Origin of the sequence: Streptomyces sp. NPDC052012 (assembly GCF_040689265.1) — a bacterium.
Lineage (GTDB): Bacteria > Actinomycetota > Actinomycetes > Streptomycetales > Streptomycetaceae > Streptomyces.
This window is the reverse complement of record NZ_JBFAXA010000001.1, coordinates 79,686-104,475: the sequence shown is the minus strand read 5'-3', so window position 1 is coordinate 104,475 and position 24,790 is coordinate 79,686. Positions and strand designations below refer to the sequence as shown.

Sequence of the window (24,790 nt, the reverse complement as noted above, 5' to 3'; positions counted from 1 at the left end):
GAAGGGTAGTGCGGGCGGCGGGGGTGATGACGGTCGTCCCAGACCACGAGACGGGCGCGGACGCGCTCAGAACGGGTGCACGCCCACCGGGCTCGCCGGCGGCGGTCCGTAGCCCTCGGCGATGCGCTGGTGGTAGGTGGCCCGGTCGATGACCTCCAGGCCGACGATCTCCCAGGGCGGCAGGCCGGCCGACTGCCGGTGCTCGCCCCACAGGCGCAGGGCCACGGCCGCCGCGTCGTGCAGGTCGCGGGCCTCCTCCCAGTAGCGGATCTCCGCGTGGTCGTCGGCGTAGCGGCTGGTCAGCAGGAAGGGGTGGTCGTGGGCGAGCTGTTCCAGGGCGCGGCGGACCTCCTCGAGGGGGGCCTGTCCGCCGGAGACGCTGAGGGTGACGTGCCACAGGCGGGGCAGGTCCACGGGCTCGCCGCCCTGGACGGTGTCGCCGGTCGCGACGCTGGTCAGGGCGCGTTCCTCGCCGACCGCGCGGGAGCCGGCACCACCGCGGGACGCCGTCGTCCCAGGGCGTACTCGTCTCACGACGGCCTCCTTCTCCCGCTCGCTCGTGTCTGTGCGGACACATCCTTGAGACAAAGTGGAGCAGGCCGCCGGGGATCGTGGGGCGGTTTTGCGGAACGTCCACCACCAGGGTCGGGCGTTTCGGCACATTACGGAAGCAGGACCACCAGATCGTCCCTGTGTACGACCTCGCGTTCGTACCCGGGTCCGAGCTCCCGGGCGAGTTCGCGGGTGGAGCGGCCGATCAGGAGGGGGATCTCCTTGGCGTCGAAGTTGACCAGCCCGCGGGCCACCGCCCGGCCCTGGCCGTCCCGCAGCTCGACCGGATCGCCGGCGCTGAAATCGCCCTCGACGGCCGCGATGCCGGCCGGCAGCAGCGACTTGCGGCCCTGCACGACCGCGCGCACGGCGCCGTCGTCGAGGGTGAGCGAGCCCTGCGGGGTGGAGGCGTGCTGGAGCCACAGCAGCCGGTCGGCTGAGCGGCGGCCGGTGGGGTGGAAGTAGGTGCCGGTGTCCTGGCCGGCGAGGGCGTCGGCCGCGTGGACGGCGCTGGTCAGCACCACCGGAATGCCGGCGGCTGCGGCGATCCGCGCGGCCTCGACCTTGGTGACCATGCCGCCGGTGCCGACACCGGCCTTCCCGGCGCTGCCGATGTCGACGTGGGCGAGGTCCTCGGGGGCCCGCACCTGAGCTATCCGGGAGGTGCCCGGCTTGCCCGGGTCGCCGTCGTACACGCCGTCGACGTCGGAGAGCAGCACCAGCAGGTCGGCGCGGACCAGGTGGGCGACGAGGGCGGCGAGGCGATCGTTGTCGCCGAAGCGGATCTCGTCGGTGGCGACCGTGTCGTTCTCGTTGACGATCGGGAACGCGCCCATGGCGAGCAGCTTGTCCAGGGTGCGGGAGGCGTTGCGGTGGTGGGCGCGGCGGCTCATGTCGTCGCTGGTGAGGAGCACCTGGCCGACGCGGACGCCGTAGCGGGCGAAGGAGGCGGTGTAGCGGGCGACGAGGAGCCCCTGGCCGACGCTCGCGGCGGCCTGCTGGCGGGCGAGGTCCTTGGGGCGGCGGCGCAGGCCCAGCGGGGCGAGACCGGCGGCGATGGCGCCGGAGGAGACGAGCACGATCTCCCGCTCTCCCCCGCTGCGCACCTTGGCGAGCACGTCGACGAGCGCGTCGACGCGGTCGGCGTCCAGGCCGCCGGCCGCGGTGGTCAGCGAGGAGGACCCGACCTTGACGACGATCCTGCGCGCCTCGCCCACACCCTGCCTTGCCCCTGCCACCTTGCCGCCCGTCCCCTCACGTCACGTCATTCGGCCGCTCGCCTGGCAATCTACGCGAAGCGGGGCGGGGGGGCGCGCAGCGGTCCAGTCCCCGGACGCGCACGGGTAACGATTTGCTCACATGTCGCGTACGACAAAAAGGTTGTATTGGTTCCCGGTAGAAATCAAACATTCCGCAAACGTATTTTGAATGCTGTGTCGCACAACGTTCGCAGCATCAAGCGCATCCTCCTCAGATCGGGGAAGAGCCCCTATGACGTCCTGTCGGTGGAGGAAGCCCTCCAGCGCGACGTCATCGCCACCAACTCGGGCAATCTGATCTTCAGTGATGCCGCCCACAAGATCCTGGAGACGCCCGGGACCGAAGTGGTGTCCAACAACATGCGGACCGAGGTGGCCGCCGCGGCACAGATCAACGAGGAGTACGACGCCTTCGTGGTCCCGCTGGCCAACGCCTTCCGCCCGTCGTTCGAGCCGGGCCTGAAGCGGCTGACCCGGCTGATCAGACGGCTGAAGATACCCGTGGTCGTCCTCGGCGTCGGCGCACAGACGGGGCTCGGCTACGACCCGGCACGGCTGAAGCCGATCGAGCCCTCCGTGCGCGACTTCGTCTCCGCGGTGCTCGACCACAGCGCCTCGATCGGCGTGCGCGGCGAGTTCACCGAGCAGTACCTCAAGGACATGGGCTTCCGTGACGTCGAGGTGATCGGCTGTCCGTCGCTGTTCATGTACGGCAAGGAGCTCGCCGTGCACAAGCGCGTCCCGGAGCTGACCGCCGACTCGCGCATCGCGATCAACGGCTCGCACAGCGCCGTGCGCCGGCTCGGCATGGGCAAGGTCATCAAGCGCACCCACGAGCGCTACCCGCACCTGCGCTTCATCGGCCAGAACCTCAGCGACGCCAAGCAGCTGCACTGGCGTGACCTGTCCGACCCGAACGGGAAGGTCAAGGCGATGCCGACGCATCCCGACCACCCGATGTACCGGGAGGACAAGGTCCGCGTCTACGTCGACCCGATCACCTGGATCGACGACCTGCGGGACTTCGACTTCTCCTTCGGCTCGCGCATCCACGGCAACATCGCGGCCCTGCTGGCCGGCACGCCCGCGACCGTGCTGTGCGCGGACTCGCGGACGCTGGAGCTGTGCCGCTACTTCGAGATCCCGCACCGCCGGATCGACCAGCTGCCCGAGGACGTCGACCCGGCGCGGCTGTACGAGGAGGCCGACTTCGCCGCGCTGACGGGTCATCACCACGAGCGCTTCGAACGGTTCACGGCGTTCCTGGACAAGAACGGCCTGGAGAACACGTTCACGCACGGCGACGGCGGAGCCGCCTTCGAGAAGCGGATGCGCTCGCTCACCTTCCCGGCCGGCGTCCGCCCGTGGCTCGACGGCGACCTCGCCTCCCTCGCGACCCGCCTGGGCTGGCTCAGCAACCAGGTGAGCGAACTGGCCGAGGACAACGCGCGGTTGAAGCGGGAACTGGCGCGCGCCAAGGCCGGTTCACGCAAGTCCGTGGGCGCCCCGGCGCCCGGCTCCGTCTACCGCCGCGCCCGCCGCGTGGTGGGTGCTCCCCTGCGCCGGGCCCTGCAGGGCGGGCGGCACGGCTAGGAGCGGTCCGGCAGGTCCGCCGGGCGGCCCCACGCCCGGCTCGGCCCGCCGTCATAGCATCCCGAGGTCACTCCCCTCGTCGCGGACACACGCGTGTCGTCCGGAGGTCGCCGCGCGTTAACCCGGGCGCCCGTCCCGCGACGAACCTGGAGTGACCGCAGTGCCCGAACCCCTGCCCCGCCGACGGTTCCCGGCGAGGATCCGCCCCCGCCGCTCCTCGCTCCGCCGGCCCAGCCGTCCCACCGCCGCCAAGGCTCTGGTGGCGTTCGTCCTGGCGGCCGCCTTCGTGGCCCAGACCGTCGCCGCGCTGCTGCCGCTCGTGCCGTTGCTGCTCGCCTCCACCGCCGTCTCCCTGGCGGTGGAGGCGGTGCTGTACCGGTGGCAGCCCGGTGTGCTGTCGGTGTTCGCCAAGTCGCACGCGGACGTCACCGTGCGGCATGTGCTGCGGGACCTGCTGCTGGTGGTGGCTCTGCTGCGGCTCGGGGAGCAGCACCAGGAGACCCGGTACGCGCCCCTCGTCGCCGGTCTGCTCGCCTTCTACGCGCTGCACTGCGCGATCCAGGCGGTGTCCGTGCTGGTCCGCCGCACCCGCACGCTGCCCGTGGTGACCCGGAACATCGACGCCTCGGCGCTGCGGCTGTCCCCCGCACCGGCCGCCCTGCTGCGCCGCCCCGGCCACCGCCTGCTGGTGTTCGGCCTGCCCGCGTCGGCCGGGCTGGCCGTGACGGCGGTGAGCGGTGACCACCGGCCGGCGGCGGCCGGTGTCGCCCTGTCGCTGGTGCTCGCGTCGGCCGGTCTCTGCGCGCTGCTGCTGCGGCTGCTGCCCGGGCGGCGTCCGGCGGGCGAGCAGGAGGTCCTGGAGTGGTTCGACGCGTGGCTGGCCGAGTACCGGCCGACGGTCGGCCTGTACTTCTCCGGCGGTGTGTCGTCCGCCTACCAGGCCAACATGTGGCTGGAGCCGCTGGCCGGGCTCGACGGCCGGCCGGTGATCGTCCTGCGTGAGCGCTTCATGGTGCCGAAGATCGCGCCGACCGACATCCCGATCGTGTGCCTGCCGAAGGTGTCCACGCTGATGCGGCTGGAGCACTCCACCCTCCAGGTGCTCATCCACCCGTCGAACTCGGGCAAGACCTCGCAGGTGCTGCGCATCCCCACGATCAAGCACACCTTCGTCAACCATGGCGAGAGCGACAAGCTGTCCTCCTGCAACCCGTACGCGAAGGCGTACGACGAGGTGTGGGTGGCCGGCCCCGCCGCGCGGGAGCGGTACGCGCTGGCCGAGGTGGGCGTCGAGGACAAGGACGTGGTGGAGATCGGCCGCCCGCAACTGGACACCGTACGGCCGTACTCGGGCCCGCCGGCCGGTCCGCACACGACCGTGCTGTACGCGCCGACCTGGGAGGGCTGGGACGGCAATCCGGGCAACACCTCGGTGATCGCGGCCGGGGAGAACCTCGTGCGGGCGCTGCTCGCGGACCCGGGGGTGCGGCTGCTGTACAAGCCGCATCCGCTGACCGGCTCCGTGGATCCGCGGGCGGGCGCCGCCGATCAGCGCATCCGGGAGCTGATCCGGGCGGCGAACCGGGAGCGGTCGGGGCCGCGTCCGGCGCCGTCGGCGGAACTGGAGCGGCTGACCGCCGAGTTGGACCGGCTCACCACGGCTGTGTTCCGGCCGGGTGCCGATCAGGTCGAGCGGATGCTGGTGCAGTCCGCGCCCGAGCCCGGCCGGGCCGAGGCGGTGACGCGGACGACCGCCGCCTGGGAGGAGGCGTACTGGGCGGCGCTGCCCGAGTGGGAGCACCAGATCGTCACCGACGCCCGGCCGACGCTGTACGCCTGCTTCAACGTGGCCGATCTGCTGATCAGCGATGTGTCGAGCGTGATCAGCGACTTCCTGGCGAGCGAGAAGCCCTACGCGGTGGCCAACACCAGCGGTCTGTCCGAGGAGGCGTTCCGCGCGGCGTTCCCGACGGTGGCGGCGGCGACCGTACTGACCCCGGACGCGGCCGGGGTGCCCGCGCTGCTGGAGTCGGTGCGGCACCCGGAGAAGGACGAACTGGCCGAGGCGCGCGCGCAGTTGAAGCAGCGGCTGCTGGGCCCCGCCGAGCCGTCGTCGCAGCAGCGTTTCAACGCGGCCGTGCGCGCTCTGTGCACGGCCGCGCTGGAGCACAGGGCGCGCACCCGGCGGCTCGCGGCGGAGCTGCCCGGTCAGCGTCGCGACACCGCCCAGGCGGCCTCGCTCACGCCGCCGCGGCCGTCCCGCCCGGTGTGACCTTGCCGGAGGAGGTCAGCATCCGGCGAGCCCTGCGGGCGGCGCGGCGCAGCACCGAATCGGTGCCGCCCTCCCGGTAGCCGGGAAAGGCACGCGCCTCGCGGGGCGAGGCCAGGTACACGGAGTCGGGGATGCCCACCGCGCTGTCCCGGAAGTGCGGGTAGGCGAGGTACACGCGGCGGCCGCGCTTCTCCAGCAGGGCCGCCGCCTGCTTCTTCGCCCGGAGGAACTCCACGACGTCGGTGAGGGGTTCGAGCCGCTGCTCGGCCACCAGGTGCAGCCGCAGCCGCTCCTCGACCTTCAGCAGCCGGGCGACGCCCTCGGTCCAGTAGGCGTCCATCAGCGGCTGCGCCAGCTGAAGCTTGTGCCGCCGCACCTCGTCGCGGTCCTTGAGGAAGCGCGGGCCGAACTGCGGCAGCAGGGTCACCGTGAACGGCCGCACCATGAGCTGGTCGCGCCGCGGGCCCTCGGGCACGAGGCCGGCGATCAGGTTCATCAGCGCGCGGGCGGAGTCGAAGCGCAGGGTGTAACCGCCGCTCCTGGTCACGTGCTTGCCGTCCTCGCGGCCCACCAGGTAGTAGCAGGTGTGGTCGGCGATCACGGACACGCCGTTCGCCCGCAGGTACGCCTCCATGGTGAACAGCGCGTCCTCCCCGGTGAACAGGGACTCGTCGAACCGCATGCCGTGCCGGTCGAGCAGCTCACGGCGGAACAGCTTCTGCGCGCTGAGGGTGAACTTGATGTTCGACGAGTAGACGTCGGTGCGCTCCAGCGTCTGCCCCCACATCGACTTCGGCGCACTGCGGTTGACGCCCTCCACCCGGCCGAGCACGACGTCGGTGCCGGCCCGGTCGGCCATGGCGACCATGCGCTCCAGCGCCTCGGGGCCCAGCCGGTCGTCGGCGTCCAGGAAGAAGACGTACCGCCCGGCCGCCTTGGCCAGACCCACATTGCGCGGCCCGCTGGGTCCGCCCGAGTTCTCCTGCCGGATCACGGTCACCGGCATCGGCGCCCGGTCCGCGAACTCCTCCAGATACTCCCCCGTGCCGTCCGACGAACCGTCGTCGACGGCGATGACCTCGATGCGCTCCGGGTCGATGGTCTGTGCGGCCACGGAGTCCAGGCACTCGACCAGGTACGGCATCGCTTCGTACGCCCCGATGATCACAGTGACATCAGCGTGCGCCACGGTCACATTTCCCCCTCGTCAATGGCATATTTCCCCCGAATCGCCTCATTCACTGTTGGTTAGACGGATGTTCGATCTAGGCGGTTGCCCCGAACTATTGCCTTAGTGGTTGAGGTCACAGGAAAGAGCTCGGCCCCCGAGGATCAACTCCTCGGGGGCCGAGTCGCGTGCCGGGCGTCCTGTGCGGGTCAGCCCGCGTTTATGCCGCCCTCGTCACCGGCCGCCGTCGCCCGCTGGCCCGGGACCGCGTCCGCCAGCTCGACGTCCGGCCCGCCGACCGCGACCCGGGCGGTCTGGCCCAGATTGCGCGTCTCGGCCTTCAGCGCGAGCTGCTTCACGGCGCTGTTGAACTGGTCGATGGACTTCGGCTCGTCCGGACCGAGCAGATAGCGCTTGAGCTCCCGCCGGTCCTCGGCCAGCGGGTCGGTGTCCGGCGAGCGGACGGCGTCCAGCAGCTCGCCCAGCTCGGCGGCGCTGTTGGACAGGATCACCGCCGCACGCACCGCGGTGTTCTGCCGCTTGAACTCCTCCACGCCCAGCTCCGCGGAGTCCGTCACCGCGTACGGCTTGCCGCTCGCGATGAAGTCGGAGACGACGCTGGAGATGTCGGAGACCATCGCGTCGGAGACGTTGAAGCAGTCGTACAGACGCGGCTCGGCGCCCGTGATCACGCGGTGCTCCCAGTCGGGGAAGGAGCGCCAGTACGCGGCGTTCCACTCGGCGCGCAGCCGGGCGATCTCCTCGTGCCGGGCCACGTCGACCAGTCCGTCGCGGGTGGCCTCCGCCTCGTCGCCCTTCTCGGTGCCGCCGGCCAGCTCCGCCAGCCGCGCCTCGATCCGGACCAGCTCCGCCTTGGCCTGCGCCTGGACGTCGGCGTCGGCGGTGAAGCGCAGGTCCGCGGCGCGCTCGGCGGCGGCCTTCTCGATCAGCGCGGTGATCCGCTGGTGGGCGGCCTTGGCCTGCGGGCTGCGGGTGCCGGTGAAGGGGTGCGGCTTGTACAGCACGCGCACCGCCGGGTCGGCAGCGACGAGCTTCTTCACGATGTTCTCGCCGGCCAGCAGGATCGAGGTGTTGCCCGGGTTGTCGTCCCAGCCCTCCCAGGTGGGGGCGTACAGGATCGTCGGCATGCGGTCGCCGGGCACGCCCTGCCAGGTCTGGATCGGGGCCAGCTGCGGGCGGCCGACCTCGACGATGTCGTCGTCGCGCACGCCGACGTCGGCGATGGCGTAGCGGTCGCGGCCCGCGCGGCCGGCCGTCCACACCTCGTCGTAGACCTTGCTGAACGGGTTGACGCTGGCGAGCTTGTCGCTGTCGCCGTGGCCGATGAAGACGTGCTTCATGGTGGGCACGCGCAGCAGGTGGATGTTCTTGCCGACGTTCGCCGCGTAGAGCGCGACACGCACCGTGGACAGGTCCATGTTCATCAGGTGCACCCCTCCGGGCACGCAGATGACGGGGACCGTGGTGGGCGCCAGGTTCTGCAGGATGACCCGCTCGCGCAGGATGATCAGCGGACGGGTGTCCAGCTGCTCCATCGTCTCCAGCCACATGTTGACCTGGTAGGCGGAGTCCTTGGAGCCGGAGAAGTACAGCACGGTCTCCGGCCGGTACTCGCGCAGCCAGCCGTCGACGGCGTCCAGCACCTTCTCGGCGTTCGGCGGGATCTTCCGGCCGCGGACGTACGGCATCAGACCCAGCACGTACGACGTGCTCAGGATTATGGTGATGCCGATGCCGACGAAGCCGGGCACGGCCGACTCGGTCGCCGCGGCGAGGAGTATCCCGGCGACCGCCGCGAGGTCCAGGTGCAGCATCTTCTCGGCCGCGCGGTGCAGCAGGGCACGCGGCGGGGCGTCGGGGATGCGGATGCGCGAGGCCAGGTCGACGTTGCGGGTGGCGACCGGCATCTTGCGGCGGTTGCGGATCAGCGTGGTGAGCGCGCCGTGCGGGGCCTGGAGGCCGTAGAAGGCGATGAAGCAGGCGATCGCCCCGTAGTAGATCAGGTTGTCCGCGAGGGAGAGGCGCGCCAGCAGCAGGATCAGCAGCAGCTGCCGGATCAGGAAGCGGATCGACAGGCCGGCGCGCACCTTGCTGAGGCGGTTGATCAGATAGCTGCCCTTGCGGTGCAGATAGTGGTCCGCCAGGTACGTCACGGCGGCGGCTGCCGCGAAGGCGGGCACGCTCGGGACGAGCGCGGCCAGCATGAGGCAGGGGAAGCCCAGCATCATGAGGACCGCCGCGGCCAGTTCTGCCGCGCTGCCCACCCGGGCGACGCGAATAGCGGTGGTTATCACGGAGAAACCTGCTCTTGGAGGGGGAGTGCCGGTTTTGTGCCTGTAGGAATTTCGGGAGGTACGGATTCAGGCCCCCGCGAACCCCGTTGAACCAACTGCGTTAACGGGAGGCCGCGAAGGCCTGAATTACCGGAGTCTAATTGCGATCAATTATTACACGCCGTCCTGACGGTCCAGCACCGAGGCCAGCGCCGCCTCGAAGCCGGAGGCCTTGGCCGCGCCCGCCGTCGGGTCCTGCTGGCGCACGTCGATGACGTGACCGGTCAGCTCCGACAGCAGCACGTCCAGCGACGTACGGGCCACCGCCTCGGAGGACAGCAGCGTGCCCGCGGGTTCCTGGCCGAAGGCCTTGGTGCGCATGGGGGTGGCGGTGCGCTCCGGGTTGATGCAGTTCACGCGGACGCCGTCGCCGGCCCACTCGTCGGACAGGGCCTGGGTGAGGTTCACCATGGCGGCCTTGGTCGAGGAGTACAGGCTGTACTCGGCGCGTCCGCGGGTGTAGCTGCTGGAGGTGTAGAGCAGCAGCTGGCCCTTGGTCTCCGCCAGGTACTTGTACGCGGACCGGGCGATCTGCACCGGGGCCAGGTAGTTGACCTTCAGCGCCTCCTCGATGGTGGCGTTGTCAGTCTCGGCGAGCTTGCCGATGCGCAGCACACCCGCGGTGTTGACCACGTAGTCGATCCGGCCGGTCTCGGCGTACGCCTTGGACAGCGCGTCGTCGACCTCCTCCGGGTTCTCCACGTGGGTGCCGGTGGTGGAGCGGCCCAGCGCGTACACCGAGGCGCCGTAGGACTCGGCGAGTTCCGCGATGTCCTTGCCGATGCCGTAGGAACCGCCGAAGACGACGACCGTCTTGCCGGTGAGCAGCTCCCGGTAGACCTCCTCGCCCTTCTGCTCGGGCGCGGCGGTGGAGGCGAGCTGGAAGAGCTTGTCGGCGATGAAGACGTCGACCGGCTGGGTGACCTTCATGTTGTACTCGTCACCCGCGACGACGTGGATCGGCACGTCGGGCAGGTACTTGAGCACGACCGAGCAGTCGTCCGTGGCCTGGAAGTTGGGGTCGCCGGCGGCGACCTCGTAGGCCTTCTTGATGGTGGACAGCTTGAAGGCCTGCGGCGTCTGGCCGCGGCGCAGCCGGGAGCGGTCCGGGATCTCGGTGATGAACTCGCCGTCCTCGCCGTGCGTGCGCGTGACGATGATGGTGTCCGCCGAGGGGATGGCCACGTCGACGGCCTGGTAACGCTCCAGGGCGGTCACGCAGTCGTCGATGACGCGCTGCGACAGCAGGGGGCGTACGGCGTCGTGGAAGAGGACGTTGAGGTCCTCGCCGTCGGCCAGGCCCTCGCCGAGCGCGGCGATGGCCCGCTCGGTCGTCTCGTTCCGCGTCGAGCCGCCCTCGATGATCTTCGTGACCTTCGTGAACCCGGCCTTGGCGACGATCTTCTCGACGTCGGGCACGTAGCCCGGCGCCATCAGCACGATGATCTCGTCGATCGAGTCGGCCTTCTCGAAGGTGGTCAGGGTGTGCTCGATGACTGCCTTGCCGGCGATCTTCAGCAGCTGCTTGGGGATCGACAGACCCACCCGCTGGCCGGTACCGCCGGCCAGGATCACTGCGGTGGTACGGGGCTTGGCTATGCGCTGGGACACAGGTGACCTACCTTGGGGCGACAGGGAACTTCGAAATGGTCCCACTCATGGTTACCGCAGTGCAAGGTGAGCGTCCTCCGCCGCATATGTGCGCGCAACCTGTCATTCACCTTGGACTCCTGGTGATTGGTGACGGTTCCCTGGGCGGCCTGTGAATTGCTGTGAGTAACTCCACAGGAGTTTAGCCATTGCACTGCGTGACGCCGGTGAAGCCCGGTGCCACCGGTGCGTCTTCACCTGTGCGGCGGCAGGCCCCGGCGCCGAGACCGAAAAGCTGCGGAATCCTCACAGGAATTCCGCAGCTTCGGTTGTCGCCCCTGTGCCCGGTGGTCAGGCGAGCCGGACTCCCGGCCGGCCCGCGTCGACCCGCAGCGCGGCCAGCGTGCGGGGGGTCGCCTGCGGCTTCACCACGGTGTCGACGACCCGTACGCGAGCGTCGATGCCGTCGCGGCGGATGTCGAACAGGTGGTAGCCGCGGTGCGCGTCGAGCAGCTTCCAGTGCGGGTTGTCCGGGCGGCGCGGGTCCCACTGCGCACGGAACGCCGCCTGGTCCTGGTCGCCGTTGCTGGAGATGGACGTGCCGACGAACTCGGCGCCCACGACCGCGGAGTCCGGGTCGGCGAAGTCCGCCTTCAGGTCGCTGATCATCGTCAGATGGCGGTCGCCGGTGAGCACGACGGGGTTGCTGACCCGGCGGAACTCCTCGAGGAGTGCGCTTCGTTCGGCCTGGTAGCCGTCCCAGGCGTCGTAGAACCAGAGCTTGCCGGGGCCGACCTGGAGGTCCGTCTCGGCCATCATGATCTGCGAGGCGATCAGGTTCCAGCGGGCTGGCGAGTGACGCAGCCCGTCGACCAGCCAGCGCTTCTGCGCGGCGCCGAGCATCGTCAGCGACGGGTCCTTGGCGCCTTCCTGGCTGGTGGCCTGGTCGCTGCGGTACTGCCGGGTGTCCAGCACGTTCAGGCGGGCGAGGCGGCCGAACTCCAGCCGGCGGTACATCCGGATGTGCGGACCGTTCGGAACGGCGCTCGCCCGTACCGGCATGTGCTCGTAGTACGCCTGGTAGGCGGCGGTGAGCCGGGCCACGAAGGCGTCGTGCGTCTGCTTGTCGGGATCCTGCGGGATCTCGCCCGCGAAGTCGTTGTCGACCTCGTGGTCGTCGAAGGTGACCACGAAGGGGGCGTTCGCGTGCATCTCCGCGAGGTCCGGGTCGGAGCGGTACTGGGCGTACCGGTTGCGGTACTGGGTCAGGCTGTACGGCTCCCCCGTGCCCTCGTGCCGCCGTACGCCGGTCGCCGACGGGACCGATTCGTAGATGTAGTCGCCGACGAACACCACGATGTCCGGGTCCTGGTCCAGCATGTCGGCGTACGGCGTGAAGTAGCCGTGCTGCCAGTTCTGGCAGGAGGCGAGCGCGACCCGCAGGCTGCCGCCGGCGCTGTGCGGGGCGGGGGCGGTACGGGTACGGCCGGTGCGCGAGAGCTGCCCGCCGGCGCGGAAGCGGAACCAGTACGTGGTGTCGGGGCGCAGCCCGCGTACGTCGACGTGGACGCTGTGCCCGTACTGGGGCCGGGCTTGGGCGGTGCCCTGGCGCACGATCCTTCTGAACCGGGAGTCCTGGGCGACCTGCCACTCCACCGGCACCGGGAGGTTCGGCATGCCGCCGCCGTTCAGCGGGTCCGGGGCGAGCCGGGTCCACAGCACGACGCCGTCCGGGAGCGGGTCGCCGGAGGCCACCCCGAGGCTGAACACTCCGTCGGGCAAGGGTTTGTGCACCGCGGCACGTGCGGTGGCCGGCAGCCACAACTGGGCGGAGGCCGCGGCGCCGAGCACGGCGGCCCCGGCGGTCAGTACGCGTCGGCGGTCGGGCGAAACTGCCTCGGTCATCAGCGAACTCCCCTGTCTCACTGGCCTCTTGGACAGTGGGAAGCTCGCCTTCCGGACGGTCCGCGCGCTGAACTCCACGGTTCGCGTCCATGACAAGAAGACAGACAACAGAAAACCCGCCACAGCACGGGAACGGGCCGTTGCCGTGACGGGTCACCGAGGTGAGCGGGGGCTGACGACGGGTCACCCGGCTGTCGTGGCCGTCAGCCGGATGACCGCGGGGTCTTCGTGGGCGGTCAGTCGGCCGTGGCGGGCCTTCGCAGGCCGTCAGTTCGGCCGTCGCCGGCCTTCGCGGGCCGTTCAGTCGGCCAGGGTCGTGCCCAGGCGGGCGTTCGTCGGGTCCGTGCCGAGGGTGCCCGCGCCGAAGGTGGTGGTGCCGTTCGGGGTGACGACCGTCTCCGGGGAGGAGCGGAAGTACCAGACCGAGCCAGCCCCGCTGTTCTCACCCGGCGCGCCGGCGGCGAGGTCCGCGAGACCGTCACCGTCGGCGTCGCCGAGGTGGACGGCCCGGCCGAAGGCGTCGGTCGTCTCCGCAGTGCCCGGCACGTTCGCGGTCCTCTGGGTCACCGCCTGGGCTCCGGCCCCGGTGAGCCCGGCGGCGGTGCCGTGCAGGACGACGACCGCGCCCGCGTCCTTCACGGCACCGAGGTCCTCGCCGGGCAGCCCGGTGACGACGTCCGGGTGATCGTCACCGTCGACGTCGGCGATCCGGACGTCGGTGCCGAAGCCGTCGCCGCGCTCGGCGCTGCCGGGAACCCCCGCGCTGTCCTGGTTGAGGTGGACGGCCCGGGTGCCGTCGGGCCCGGCCTCGGTGCCGGGGATCCAGGTGACCCGGCCGCCCCTGGGCAGCGGCGTGTCGAGGTCGCTGTCGTAGCCGTCCACGGCGCGGCCCGTCACGATGTCGTCGATGCCGTCGGCGTCGACGTCCCCGACGTCGAGGTTCTCCCCGCCCTTGAGGCGGTAGCCGTCGGTGCCCTCCACATCGCGGTACGGCGTGAGCCCGTCGCGGCTGCCCAGCCAGTACACGACACGGCGGGCGTCGAACTCCTCGTTGTCGTTCTGGGCCGCGGCGAGGTCGGTGATGCCGTCGCCGTTCACGTCACCCGTGGCGAGGTCGAGGACGCGGCTGTCGAACTCGTCCTTGACCACCTGCTCGCCCTGCGCCGCAGCGCCGTCCCGGCCGAACGGCCCCTTGAGGACCCGCGGATCGTGCAGGCGCTCCACCGTCACCACGTCCAGGTCGCCGTCGCCGTCGATGTCCCCGGTGGTCAGGCGGCCCTCGGCGCCGAGACCGTCGAGGACGTTCCTGCCGGACGCGAGTGCGGCCCCGCCGGACAGGCCCTCGGGCCCGCCCCACACCACTTCCACCAGCCCGGAGCCGGCTCCCCCGTCCGCGGTGTCCTCACCGCTGACGCCGACGACGAGATCGGCGTAGCCGTCCCGGTCCAGGTCGGCGGTCGCGAGGGCGCTGCCGAAGGCGTCGTCCGGCTCCGCGCTGCCCGGCACACCGGCGGTGTTCTGGCTGAGCAGCTGCTTGGTCGCGGTGCGCAGCCCGTTCGCCGACCCGTACAGCACGGCGACGTACCCGGCGCCCTTGCTGCCACCGACGGTCGCGGTGGGCGCGGCCACCGCCAGGTCCGCGTAGCCGTCGCCGTTGAAGTCGTCGTGCGGCCGGGTGGTGCCGGTCGCCGCCGCCCCCGCGGCGGGAGCGGCGTACGCGGTCGGCACGGCGAGCGCACCGGCGACGAGGGCGACGCCGGTGGCCAGGGCGAGGCGCGCGGGGCGGGTGAGGGGTGTGCGGTGGGGGGAAGGGACTGCCATGGGGGAGTTCCTGTCGTGGGAGTCGTGGGAGTCGTAGGACCGAGCAGTTGACGATCACTACGACACGCCGGAACGCCCGTTGGTTGCCCCGCGGTTCACCCGGACTTCTTGCCTAGAACGGCTCGAAGTCGTCGTACTCCTGCTCCGCCTCGTCCCGTTCGGCCTGCCGGTCGCGGCGTCGCTGGGCGGCCGGGCGGGGCGCCTCGAAGCGGTGGTCCTCGCCACGCCGGCCGAGCATCTCCGCACCGGCGGTGACGGACGGCTCCCAGTCGAAGACGACCGCGTTCTCCTCGGGCCCGATGGCCACGCCGTCACCGGAGCGGGCCCCGGCCTTCACCAACTGCTCCTCGACACCCAGGCGGTTGAGCCTGTCAGCCAGATAACCGACGGCCTCGTCGTTGTTGAAGTCGGTCTGGCGGACCCAGCGTTCGGGCTTCTCGCCGCGCACCCGGAAGAGCCCGTCGGCCTCGCGGGTGACGGTGAAGCCCGCGTCGTCCACGGCCTTGGGCCGGATGACGATGCGGGTCGCCTCCTCCTTGGGCTTGGCGGCCCGCGCCTGGGCGACGAGCTCGGCGAGGGCGTACGACAGTTCCTTCAGCCCGGTGTGCGCGACGGCGGACACCTCGAAGACGCGGTATCCGCGTGCCTCCAGGTCCGGCCGCACCATCTCGGCGAGGTCCTTGCCGTCCGGGACGTCGATCTTGTTGAGGACGACGATGCGGGGGCGGTTGTCGAGGCCGCCGTACTGGCGCAGCTCCTCCTCGATGACGTCGAGGTCGGAGACGGGGTCGCGGTCGGACTCGAGGGTGGCGGTGTCGAGGACGTGCACCAGCACACTGCACCGCTCGACGTGCCGCAGGAACTCGAGCCCGAGCCCCCGGCCCTGGCTGGCGCCGGGGATCAGCCCGGGGACGTCGGCGATGGTGTAGACGGTCGATCCGGCGGTGACCACACCGAGGTTCGGCACGAGCGTGGTGAAGGGATAGTCCGCGATCTTCGGCTTGGCGGCGGAGAGCACGGAGATCAGGGACGACTTCCCGGCGCTGGGGTAGCCGACCAGCGCCACGTCGGCGACGGTCTTCAGCTCCAGGACGATGTCCCGCAGGTCCCCCGGCTCGCCGAGCAGCGCGAATCCGGGCGCCTTGCGCCGCGCGGACGCGAGAGCGGCGTTGCCGAGCCCGCCGCGACCGCCCTGGGCGGCGACGTAGGACGTGCCGTGCCCGACAAGGTCGGCGAGCACGTTGCCCGCCTTGTCGAGGACGACGGTCCCGTCCGGCACGGCCAGGATCAGATCCTGCCCGTCCTTGCCACTGCGGTTGCCGCCCTCCCCGGGCTTGCCGTTGGTGGCCTTGCGGTGCGGGGAGTGGTGGTACTCGAGGAGCGTGGTCACGGACTGGTCGACGGTGAGGATCACATCGCCGCCGCGCCCGCCGTTGCCGCCGTCGGGGCCGCCGAGCGGCTTGAACTTCTCACGGTGGACGGAGGCACAGCCGTGGCCTCCGTTACCCGCGGCGACGTGCAGCTCGACGCGGTCCACGAAGGTGGTCATGGTGGGGTGCCTCCAGAGACGTACGAGGGTGTTGCCTTGTCAACACGCGAAAGGCGGACCCGCCTTCCCACCCGGGAAGTGAGGTCCGCCTCGCGAAAGCGACCGGCGCTGAATCAGGTGATTCAGACGATTCAGGCGACCGGAACGATGTTCACGACCTTGCGGCCACGGTGGGTGCCGAACTGCACCGCACCGGACTGCAGCGCGAACAGCGTGTCGTCGCCGCCACGGCCGACGCCGGCACCGGGGTGGAAGTGGGTGCCGCGCTGACGGACCAGGATCTCGCCCGCGTTGACGACCTGACCGCCGAAGCGCTTCACGCCGAGGCGCTGAGCGTTGGAGTCACGACCGTTACGGGTGGACGATGCGCCCTTCTTGTGTGCCATCTCTCCTCAGTCCCTTACTTCGCAGCCGCGGGGATCTCAGTGACCTTGATCGCCGTGTACTGCTGGCGGTGGCCCTGACGACGGCGGTAGCCGGTCTTGTTCTTGTAGCGCAGAATGTCGATCTTCTGGCCCTTGTGGTGGTCCACGACCTCGGCCTGGACCTTGATCCCGGCCAGCACCCACGGGTCGCTGGTCACGGAGTCGCCGTCGACAACGAGCAGGGTCGAGAGCTCGACCGTGTCGCCAACCTTGGCGGTGGAAATCTTGTCAACCTCAACGATGTCGCCGACAGCAACCTTGTGCTGGCGACCACCGCTGCGCACGATGGCGTACACGCGGATCTCTCTTTCGCTCGAAGAACGGCACCCCCGCAGGCCAGCCGCCCGGCATCGAACACGAACGGCCTCTCCCGGACGCTGTGACACGTCACCGTGGCACCCGGAAGGAAGAGGTTTACGGGGATGTGGCGGCCCCGATGGACACGCCGACGCTCAAGGTTACGGGGCCCGGCTTGAGGGGTCAAACCGGGCCCCGCTGCGCCCAGGGGCGCGGTGCGATCAGTCCTCCGTGGTGGCCGTGACCGAGGACGACGGCTGCTGGGTCGCGGCCGCGGTCTTCTTCGACGTCGTCTTCTTCGCCGCCGTCTTGGTGGTCTTGGCCGCCTTCTTGGCCGTCGTCTTCTTGGCGGCGGTCTTCTTCGCCGCCGTCTTCTTCGTGGCGGCCTTCTTCGCCGTGGCCTTCTTGGCCGCCTTGCGGGCGGTCTTCTTGGCCGGAGCGGTCTCCTCGTCAGCGGCGGCTGCCTCGGCAGGTGCCTCGGAGGGGGCCGGCTCCTCCGCCGGGGCCGACGGGACGACCACGACGGCCGCCTCCTCGGGCGCCGTGGGCGTGGTCGGCTTGCGGACCGCGCGGCGGCGCGGGCGGGCCGGGGCGGCGGGCTCGGCGGGCGCCTCGGCCGCCGGGGGCTCCTCCGCCTGCGGCTCCTCCACCTGCGGCTCCGGAGCCTCCGCGGCGGCGGGTGCGGTCTCGGCGACCGTCACCACCGCGGCCTCCGCTCCCGCCGGCGAACCGGCCGGCGCGGACACCTTGCGGGTGGCCCGGCGGCGCGTACGGCCCTTGGGCGCGGCCTCCTCGGCGGCCGGGGCCGGAGCCTCGGTCTCCGGTTCGGCGGCCACCACCGCGTCCTCCACGGCCGTCGGTTCGGCCAGCGCCTCGGCGGCCGTCTCCGGCTGCACGGGACGTTCCGCCTCCTCGGCGGCCGTCACGTCCTGCGCCGTCGGCACCTCGGCCTGCGCGGCCTCGGCCTGCGCCTCGTCCCGCTTGGCCTCGCCGCGCTTCGGCGCACCCGCCGGCGCCGACGCACGCCGGCTCGCCCGGCGACGGCCCCGGCCGCGCGTGGCCGCGGCCTCCGCCTCGGCGGCGCTGCTGTACAGCTCCTCGTCCGGGGTGAAGGCGGGCGCCGGAAGGGCGACCGGCTCGGCGGCCTCCGCAGCGACCTCGGCCTCCGTCTCCGACTCCGCCTCCTGCTCGGCCGTCTCGACGGCCACGGCCGCCTCGGCCTCCAGCGGCTGCTCGGCGGCACCGGCCCGCGCCCGCTTGCGGCGCTTGCCGCCGCCACCGGCGGACGTCGGCTGGTCCAGGTGCACGATGACACCGCGGCCGTTGCAGTGGACGCAGGTCTCCGAGAACGACTCCAGCAGACCCTGGCCGACCCGCTTACGGGTCATCTGGACCAGGCCCAGCGAGGTCACCTCGGCCACCTGGTGCTTCGTACGGTCCCGGCCCAGGCACTCCAGGAGGCGCCGCAGCACCAGGTCCCGGTTGGACTCCAGCACCATGTCGATGAAGTCGATCACGATGATGCCGCCGAGGTCGCGCAGCCGCAGCTGGCGCACGATCTCCTCGGCCGCCTCCAGGTTGTTCCTGGTGACCGTCTCCTCCAGGTTGCCGCCCTGGCCGGTGAACTTGCCGGTGTTGACGTCGATGACGACCATCGCCTCGGTCCGGTCGATCACCAGCGAACCGCCGCTCGGCAGCCAGACCTTGCGGTCCAGCGCCTTGGCGAGCTGCTCGTCGATCCGGTACGTGGCGAAGACGTCGACCTCGCTGGTCCACTTCTGCAGCCGGTCGGCGAGGTCCGGCGCCACGTGCGCGACGTATCCGTGGATGGTCTGCCACGCGTCGTCACCGCTGACGATGACCTTGGAGAAGTCCTCGTTGAAGATGTCCCGCACGACCCGGACGGTCATGTCCGGCTCGCCGTACAGCAGCGTCGGGGCGTTGCCGTTCTTGGACTTCTTCTGGATGTCCTCCCACTGCGCCTGCAGCCGCTCGACGTCCCGGCGCAGCTCGTCCTCGCTCGCGCCCTCGGCGGCGGTGCGCACGATGACGCCCGCGTCCTCGGGGACGATCTTCTTGAGGATGGTCTTCAGCCGGGACCGCTCGGTGTCGGGCAGCTTGCGGCTGATGCCGGTCATCGAGCCCTCGGGCACGTACACGAGGTAACGCCCGGGGAGGGAGACCTGGCTGGTCAGACGCGCGCCCTTGTGGCCGATCGGGTCCTTCGTCACCTGGACGAGCACCGACTGGCCGGACTTCAGCGCGGACTCGATACGGCGCGGCCCGTTGGCCATGCCGAGCGCCTCGAAGTTGACCTCACCGGCGTAGAGCACGGCGTTGCGGCCCTTGCCGATGTCGATGAAGGCGGCCTCCATCGACGGCAGCACGTTCTGCACCTTGCCGAGGTAGACGTTGCCGACGTACGAGGTCGACTGCTCCTTGTTGACGTAGTGCTCCACGAGCACGTTGTCCTCGAGGACGCCGATCTGCGTACGGTCGCCGTGCTGCCGTACGACCATGACGCGCTCGACGGCCTCGCGGCGGGCCAGGAACTCCGCCTCGGTGATGATCGGCACCCGGCGCCGGCCCTGCTCGCGGCCCTCGCGGCGGCGCTGCTTCTTGGCCTCCAGACGGGTCGAGCCCTTGATGGACTGCACCTCGTCGGACGGCTCGGCACCCTTCTCCCGCGGGGGACGGGGCTCACGGACCTTGACGACCGTGCGCTCCGGGTCGTCGGCGGCCGGCTCGGCCTCGACGCCGCTGTCACCGGCCCGGCGACGGCGACGGCGACGGCGCCGGCTGCTGCTGGAGCCGCCCCCGGCACCCGAGTCCTCACGGTCCTCGCGGTCCTCGGCCGACTCGGCGGCGTCCTCCGCGTCCTCCTCGGCCTGCTCGGCGGTGTCCTCGGCGTCCTGGGCGGCCTGCACGGCGGAGACCCGCTCGGTGTCGGTGTCCCCGGCCTCGCCGCCCTCGCCCTCGGCGGACTCGCCCCGCCTGCGGCGACGACCGCCGCGGCGACGGCGACGGCGCGAACCGGCGGCCTCGCTGTCATCCTGGTCCTCGGTGTCCGCCTGGTCCTCGGCGGACTCGTCGGTCTCCTCGGCCTCGGTCTCGTCCTCGCCAAGGGTCACGGCCGGGGTCTCGGCGGCCGGTGCGGCCTCGGGCTCCTCGGACGCACCCCGGCGACGGCGCCGGCGGCGCGAGGCGGCCGGCTGCTCCTCCGGGTACTCCTCGGTCTCCTCGGGCTCCTCCGGCTCGGCGGCCTCGGCGGCCGCCTCGGCGGCGGCCCGCTCCGGCGTCTGGAACTTCGGCTCGGTGAACACCGGCGGCTGGAACACCGCGACGGCGGGCCGCACGGGGCGCTTCGGCGCCTTGCCACCGCTGCCGGTGCCCTCGGCCTCGGCGGCGGGCTGCGCGGCGGCGGCGGTGGAGGCCGTGGGAGCGGCGGCGGTGGAAGCCCCGGCCGGGGCGGACTGTGCCGGCTCGGCGAATCCGGCGGCCGGCTTGCGGACGACCCGACGGCGCCTGCGGGGGGCGGTGTCACCGGCTTCGGCCTCGGCCTCGGAGCTCTGGGCGGCGGGCTGCGCGGCGGGCGTCTCGTCCGCGGCGTTCGGGGCCTGCGCCGCCTCGGCCGTCTCGGTGGCCTGCGCTGCGGGCACCCCGGTGCTCTCTGCGGCGGCCTCGGTGACCTCAGTGTCCTCGGTGACCTTGGCCTCCTCGGCGGGGGCGGACGCGCGGCGGGAGGCGCGGCGCCGCGTGCGGCGGGGAGCGGCGTCCTCGGCGGACGCGACGGCCTCGACGGACTCGGCGGCCTCGCTCGTCTCCGCAGCCTCGGTGGTCACTGCGGTCTCGGCGACGGCCTCGGCGGGCTCAGCGGCCGCGACGGGCTCTGCGGGCGCCGCGGCCTCCGGCGAGGTCACGCTGCGCGTCGCCCGGCGGCGGGCACGACGGGGCGCGGCCTCCTGCGAGGACTGCGGGGACGCGACGGACTCAGCGGCCTCGTCCGCCTCGTCGGCGGCCGACGAGGCCACCGTCTCGGCAGGCGCCGCGGTCGTGGCCGGTACGACGGTCTCCGCCGCCTCCGCGGACGCCGGTGCCCCGGCGGGTGCGGCGGCACGGCGGACCACACGACGGCGCCGGCGCGGAGCGGCCTCCTCCGCAGCAGCCTCGGTCTCTTCCGGCTCCTTGGCCGCTTCGGACTCGGCAGGCACCTGAGCCTCTTCGGCCGCGGCGGCGGCCTCGGCGCTCTCCTCCTCCGCCGTCTCCGCGAGCTCGGCGGACTCCGCGGCCGGTATGGCCGACGTGACCACTTCGGCCGTCTCGGCCGTCGTGTCGGAGGCCCCGGCGGGCGGCCCGGCCGGGCGGGAAGCGGCCCGCCGGCGCCTGCGCGGCGGCAGGGTGTCGCTGGGAGTGTTGAGTTCGGAACCCTGAGTGGGTTCGGTCGGTTCGAGCATGCGGGCGTTTCTCCCGTCAGGCTCCCGGGCGCCGCACCTGGTCCGGCAGGGCCGGTGACGTCCGCGGCTCGCGCGATGCGCGGTGCCGCCGTCCGGGGCGCGGGCGCCGCTCGGGAGCTCTCTGTGTCCTGTCTCGCCGGTTCCGTACGCCGAATGCGTACGGCCTGGCGAAAGTCTTCTGGTCGGTGCGCTGCCCGACCCAGGTGGCTCCCGAGTTCGAGGGCGGCGCTACGACGTTCGTCCCTTCGCGGAACCTTCCTTACGCCGGCGCCGTCGCGGTGGCAGTCGGATCGGCCGTTGTGCGGGCCGTCGCTGCCTCGCGGTCGGGCGCGAGCGGGTCGGTCACCGTGCCGGTCTCTTCATCGAACAGCCCCTGCGCCAGCCTGGTCACCGCTGCGGGGACCGGCGGCGCCAGGTCGGCCACGGCGCGAAGACCGGACAGGACGTCGTCGGGTCGTACGGCAGGCGTCACGTGCCGAACAACCAGCCGCAGTATCGCACAGGGCTGGTCGGTCGGCCTATCAGCCTGCGAGGAGTGCGCGGAGGGCGTCCCCACGCATTCCAGACCGGCGACCGCGGAACGGGCGTCGAAGGTACGTACGCCGTTCTTGGTGAGCCGCTGGACCTCGACGGTCTCGGCCGCCTCGAAGGCGTCCACCGCGCGGCGGGCGTCCTCGGGGGCGACGCCGTCCAGTCGCAGCTCCCACACGGAGGCCGTGAGCCGGTCGGCGAGCCCCGATGTGCGGGCCTCGACCGCCTCGACGATGTCGAGCCCGGCGGGCAGCGACTCGTCGAGGAGGATCCGGAGCCGCTCGGGGTCGCGCGGCTCGGTCAGGGCGATCTCCAGATACTCCGCCTCACTGCCCGTGCCGGTGGGTGCGGCATTGGCGTACGACACCTTCGGGTGCGGCGTGAACCCCGCCGAGTACGCCATCGGCACCTCGGCACGGCGCAGCGCACGCTCGAAGGCGCGCTGGAAGTCACGGTGGCTGGTGAACCGGAGGCGGCCGCGCTTGGTGTAGCGCAGTCGGATGCGCTGCACCGCGGGTGCGGGCGGCGGGCCTACGGGCTGTCGCTTGCCCAGTGTCGTTCAGTCCTTCGTGAGAGCGGTCGTACTGCTACCAAGAGTACGTGCCTCACGCGCGGGAGGTTCCCGCCGGTTCGCGAGCTGCGGCTGCCGGGGCTCCCCGAACAGCATCCGGCGGAAGTCGGCGCGGGCCTGCCGCACGGACTCGCGGGCCGAGGCGAGCGCCTGCCGCGTGGCCCGTCCCACGCTGCGCGCGGCCTGCGCGGCGGGCCGCAGCACGGCGCTGCGCACGGCGTGCCCGACCGGCGTCAGCACGCTCCGGTACACCCACCGCACCGGCTCCACGAAGATCCAGCGGAAGAGGGTGCCGAGGAAGCGCCCGACGGCGAGGGAGATGTGCCCGGCGATCCGCCAGGCGTGCCCGAGAGCGTCGAGGATCTCCTGCCCGACCACGGCGAGAACCCGCCCGACGGGCACGAGCACCCACCGCCACACGGCGAGCGCGGGCAGCACGAACAGCACCCGCGTGATCCAGTACAGCGCCAGGCCCACCCCCGTGACGACCGTGCTCACCACCCACACGACTCCCCTGGCGCACCAGGCGATCGCGTGTCCGACCGGCGTGAGCACCCAGGCGTACAGCCACACGGCCGGCACGACGACGAGGTACCGGGCGAGCCAGGCGAGGGCGGTGTACGTCCCGAGCCCGAGGGCGGCGAGCACGGCCCCCACCCCGCGGAGCACCCACAGCACGCCGTGCCCGACCGGCGTCAGCACGCGCGCGTACACCCACAGCAGCGCATGCCCGAGCGGCGTCAGCAGATTCCGGTACGCCCACCCGGCGGGGACGACGACCAGCACCTTCCCGAGCCAGACCAGCCCGCGTCCCAGCGGCAGGAGCAGATACCGCCACAACCCGACGAACGGCCACACGAACAGCGCCCGCCCGACCCACAGCGCCGCACGGCCGAGCGGCCGGAACACGGTGTCGTTCAGGAACCGCCCGGCGACGACGAGCGCGTCCCACACCATGCGCACCGGCACCACCAGCACGAGGACCACGATGCGCAGGGGGATGCGCAGAGCCACGACGAGGCACCCCTCTGCGTCGGGCGTGTCCCTGTCCTTCGCCGCGGGAACGTCACCGTGCGGTGCGGCAGCCGACTTCTCCAGATCCATACCGACACAGACGCCGGATCGGCCGGTCCGGATCCAGGGCCGCCCGCCCTGGTGCACCTCATATGCTCAACGCCGTACGAGGATAAGGAATGACAAAAACCGCGGCACCGGCTCCGAAAGCCTCAGTATAAGCCAGAAGAACCCTTTCTCTTCAACGCCGGAAATCAAGATCCACAAGGACGATATAAAACAATTTTCTATGCGGCCGTTCACTCAATCGCCGCGCATCCAAGTGAAAGCCGCCGACGTTATTCGGTGCATGACGAAGGCACGTACGCCCGGGACGCCCGGGTCCGACGAGGAGCCGCACGACCTCGCGGACGTCCACGGACAGGCCGCCGGCCCATACCTCTACACCCCGGCCTCCGCCTCCCCCTCCCCCTCGCCCGACCCCAAGGGCACACTCAGCGTCAACGGTGAATCTGTCGTCCTACAGGTCACCGAACCGCTCCTGGCACATTTCTTCGCCGTTGTCCACCAACTGGAATCCGACCTTGCCGCCCGATGGGTCGGCTCGGCCGCCAGCCGCTCCGCGTGCCGAGCCGATGAATCCATCACACAATGAATGAAGAACGATTCGACCCTCTCTGGTACAGCACCGAATTTCCGGATCAGTACGAGGCGCCGGGCACCGGCCGGCACCAGACGGCGGCCGTCTACCCGGAGACGATGGACCCCACGGTCCCGCCCTGGGACCCCGCCGAGGAACTGGCCTACCTCCTCCAGGAAGCCCGCGCGGAAGAATACGGCCGCACCGTGCCCCACCCCCGGGAGGAAACGTCCGTCACCGCTCCCCCCGCCGGCAGCCCCATGGGGAACCTCCACGAGATCACGGCCGAGCTGCCCCCGCTGCGCGCCGCCCCGCGAGGCCACCGAAAGCTCACCCCGCGCAAACGCCCTGACGCCATCCGGCTCGCCAGCTACGTCATCGCCGCCCTCGCCGCCGTCATCGTGTCCATGGTGAGCGTGTTCAGCGGGGTGGTCACCTACCAACCACTCCTGATGGTCACCACCGCACGCAACAGCGGCAGTTCGTCCGCCTGGTGGCCGGTGCTCGTGTACGGGCCCTGGCTCGCCGGCTCACTCTCCATCCTGCGCGCCGCCCTCCACCAACGCCGCGCCCTGCACTCCTGGTTCATCGTGCTGCTGTTCTCCTCCGTGGCCGTGATGCTCTGCGTGATCCAGGCCCCCCGGACCATCGCCGACACAGCCGCGGCCGCCCTGCCCGGAGTCGCGGCACTGGCCTGCTTCCAGCAACTCGTCCGCCAGATCACCCTGACCCGCCCACCCCGGCGCACAGCACCACGCCACCGAGTCCGCCCGTACAGACGCGACGTCCCGTAAC

At 71.6% G+C, this 24,790-nt stretch carries 16 protein-coding genes; 3 read left to right on the top strand and 13 right to left on the bottom strand.

Annotation, left to right across the window (positions count from 1 at the left end; all coding sequences use genetic code 11):
* Window positions 1-66: 66 nt before the first annotated feature.
* Both AB0412_RS00430 and proB read right to left on the bottom strand, forming a co-directional pair.
* Complete coding sequence (locus AB0412_RS00430) at window positions 67-534, bottom strand: hypothetical protein (protein ID WP_366400206.1); 468 nt, start codon at window positions 532-534, stop codon at window positions 67-69.
* Window positions 535-662: 128 nt separating this feature from the next.
* Complete coding sequence (gene proB / locus AB0412_RS00425; RefSeq protein ID WP_366400205.1) at window positions 663-1,790, bottom strand: glutamate 5-kinase; 1,128 nt, start codon at window positions 1,788-1,790, stop codon at window positions 663-665.
* A gap of 195 nt (window positions 1,791-1,985) precedes the next feature.
* Between proB and AB0412_RS00420 the strand changes: the two genes are divergently transcribed.
* On the top strand, window positions 1,986-3,404 hold the full coding sequence (locus AB0412_RS00420) for a polysaccharide pyruvyl transferase family protein (RefSeq protein WP_366400204.1): 1,419 nt from the start codon (window positions 1,986-1,988) through the stop codon (window positions 3,402-3,404).
* 259 nt (window positions 3,405-3,663) lie between these two features.
* Window positions 3,664-5,676, top strand: coding sequence for a hypothetical protein (locus AB0412_RS00415; RefSeq protein ID WP_366400790.1), 2,013 nt, complete (start codon window positions 3,664-3,666; stop codon window positions 5,674-5,676).
* Here the strand turns inward: AB0412_RS00415 and AB0412_RS00410 are convergent.
* From AB0412_RS00410 to AB0412_RS00360, 11 genes are all read right to left on the bottom strand, one after another.
* The gene (locus AB0412_RS00410) at window positions 5,645-6,871 is read right to left on the bottom strand and encodes a glycosyltransferase family 2 protein (protein WP_366400203.1); all 1,227 of its coding nucleotides are present in this window, start codon (window positions 6,869-6,871) and stop codon (window positions 5,645-5,647) included. The genes AB0412_RS00415 and AB0412_RS00410 overlap by 32 nt on opposite strands.
* A gap of 182 nt (window positions 6,872-7,053) precedes the next feature.
* Window positions 7,054-9,129, bottom strand: a complete 2,076-nt coding sequence (locus tag AB0412_RS00405; protein WP_366400789.1) for a hypothetical protein — start codon at window positions 9,127-9,129, stop codon at window positions 7,054-7,056.
* A gap of 183 nt (window positions 9,130-9,312) precedes the next feature.
* Complete coding sequence (locus AB0412_RS00400) at window positions 9,313-10,809, bottom strand: bifunctional cytidylyltransferase/SDR family oxidoreductase (RefSeq protein WP_366400202.1); 1,497 nt, start codon at window positions 10,807-10,809, stop codon at window positions 9,313-9,315.
* Window positions 10,810-11,139: 330 nt separating this feature from the next.
* Window positions 11,140-12,693: an alkaline phosphatase D family protein gene (locus tag AB0412_RS00395; RefSeq protein WP_366400201.1), complete on the bottom strand. Its 1,554-nt coding sequence runs from the start codon at window positions 12,691-12,693 to the stop codon at window positions 11,140-11,142.
* 300 nt (window positions 12,694-12,993) lie between these two features.
* Entirely contained in the window at window positions 12,994-14,514 is a 1,521-nt protein-coding gene (locus AB0412_RS00390) for an FG-GAP-like repeat-containing protein (RefSeq protein ID WP_366400200.1), read from the bottom strand.
* 112 nt (window positions 14,515-14,626) lie between these two features.
* Window positions 14,627-16,063 (bottom strand): GTPase ObgE, encoded by a 1,437-nt coding sequence (gene obgE / locus AB0412_RS00385; protein ID WP_366400199.1) that lies wholly within the window; start codon window positions 16,061-16,063, stop codon window positions 14,627-14,629.
* Between the two features lie 131 nt (window positions 16,064-16,194).
* Complete coding sequence (gene rpmA / locus AB0412_RS00380) at window positions 16,195-16,449, bottom strand: 50S ribosomal protein L27 (protein ID WP_366400198.1); 255 nt, start codon at window positions 16,447-16,449, stop codon at window positions 16,195-16,197.
* A 14-nt stretch (window positions 16,450-16,463) separates the two neighbouring features.
* Complete coding sequence (gene rplU, locus AB0412_RS00375; protein ID WP_006132815.1) at window positions 16,464-16,784, bottom strand: 50S ribosomal protein L21; 321 nt, start codon at window positions 16,782-16,784, stop codon at window positions 16,464-16,466.
* 222 nt (window positions 16,785-17,006) lie between these two features.
* Window positions 17,007-21,239, bottom strand: coding sequence for an Rne/Rng family ribonuclease (locus AB0412_RS00370; protein ID WP_366400197.1), 4,233 nt, complete (start codon window positions 21,237-21,239; stop codon window positions 17,007-17,009).
* Between the two features lie 259 nt (window positions 21,240-21,498).
* Entirely contained in the window at window positions 21,499-22,281 is a 783-nt protein-coding gene (locus tag AB0412_RS00365) for a TIGR03936 family radical SAM-associated protein (protein WP_366400196.1), read from the bottom strand.
* A 48-nt stretch (window positions 22,282-22,329) separates the two neighbouring features.
* Window positions 22,330-23,445 (bottom strand): hypothetical protein, encoded by a 1,116-nt coding sequence (locus tag AB0412_RS00360; RefSeq protein WP_366400195.1) that lies wholly within the window; start codon window positions 23,443-23,445, stop codon window positions 22,330-22,332.
* A gap of 561 nt (window positions 23,446-24,006) precedes the next feature.
* On the opposite strand from AB0412_RS00360, the gene AB0412_RS00355 reads away from it, so the two are divergent.
* Window positions 24,007-24,789 (top strand): DUF2637 domain-containing protein, encoded by a 783-nt coding sequence (locus AB0412_RS00355; protein ID WP_366400194.1) that lies wholly within the window; start codon window positions 24,007-24,009, stop codon window positions 24,787-24,789.
* Window position 24,790: the final 1 nt, after the last annotated feature.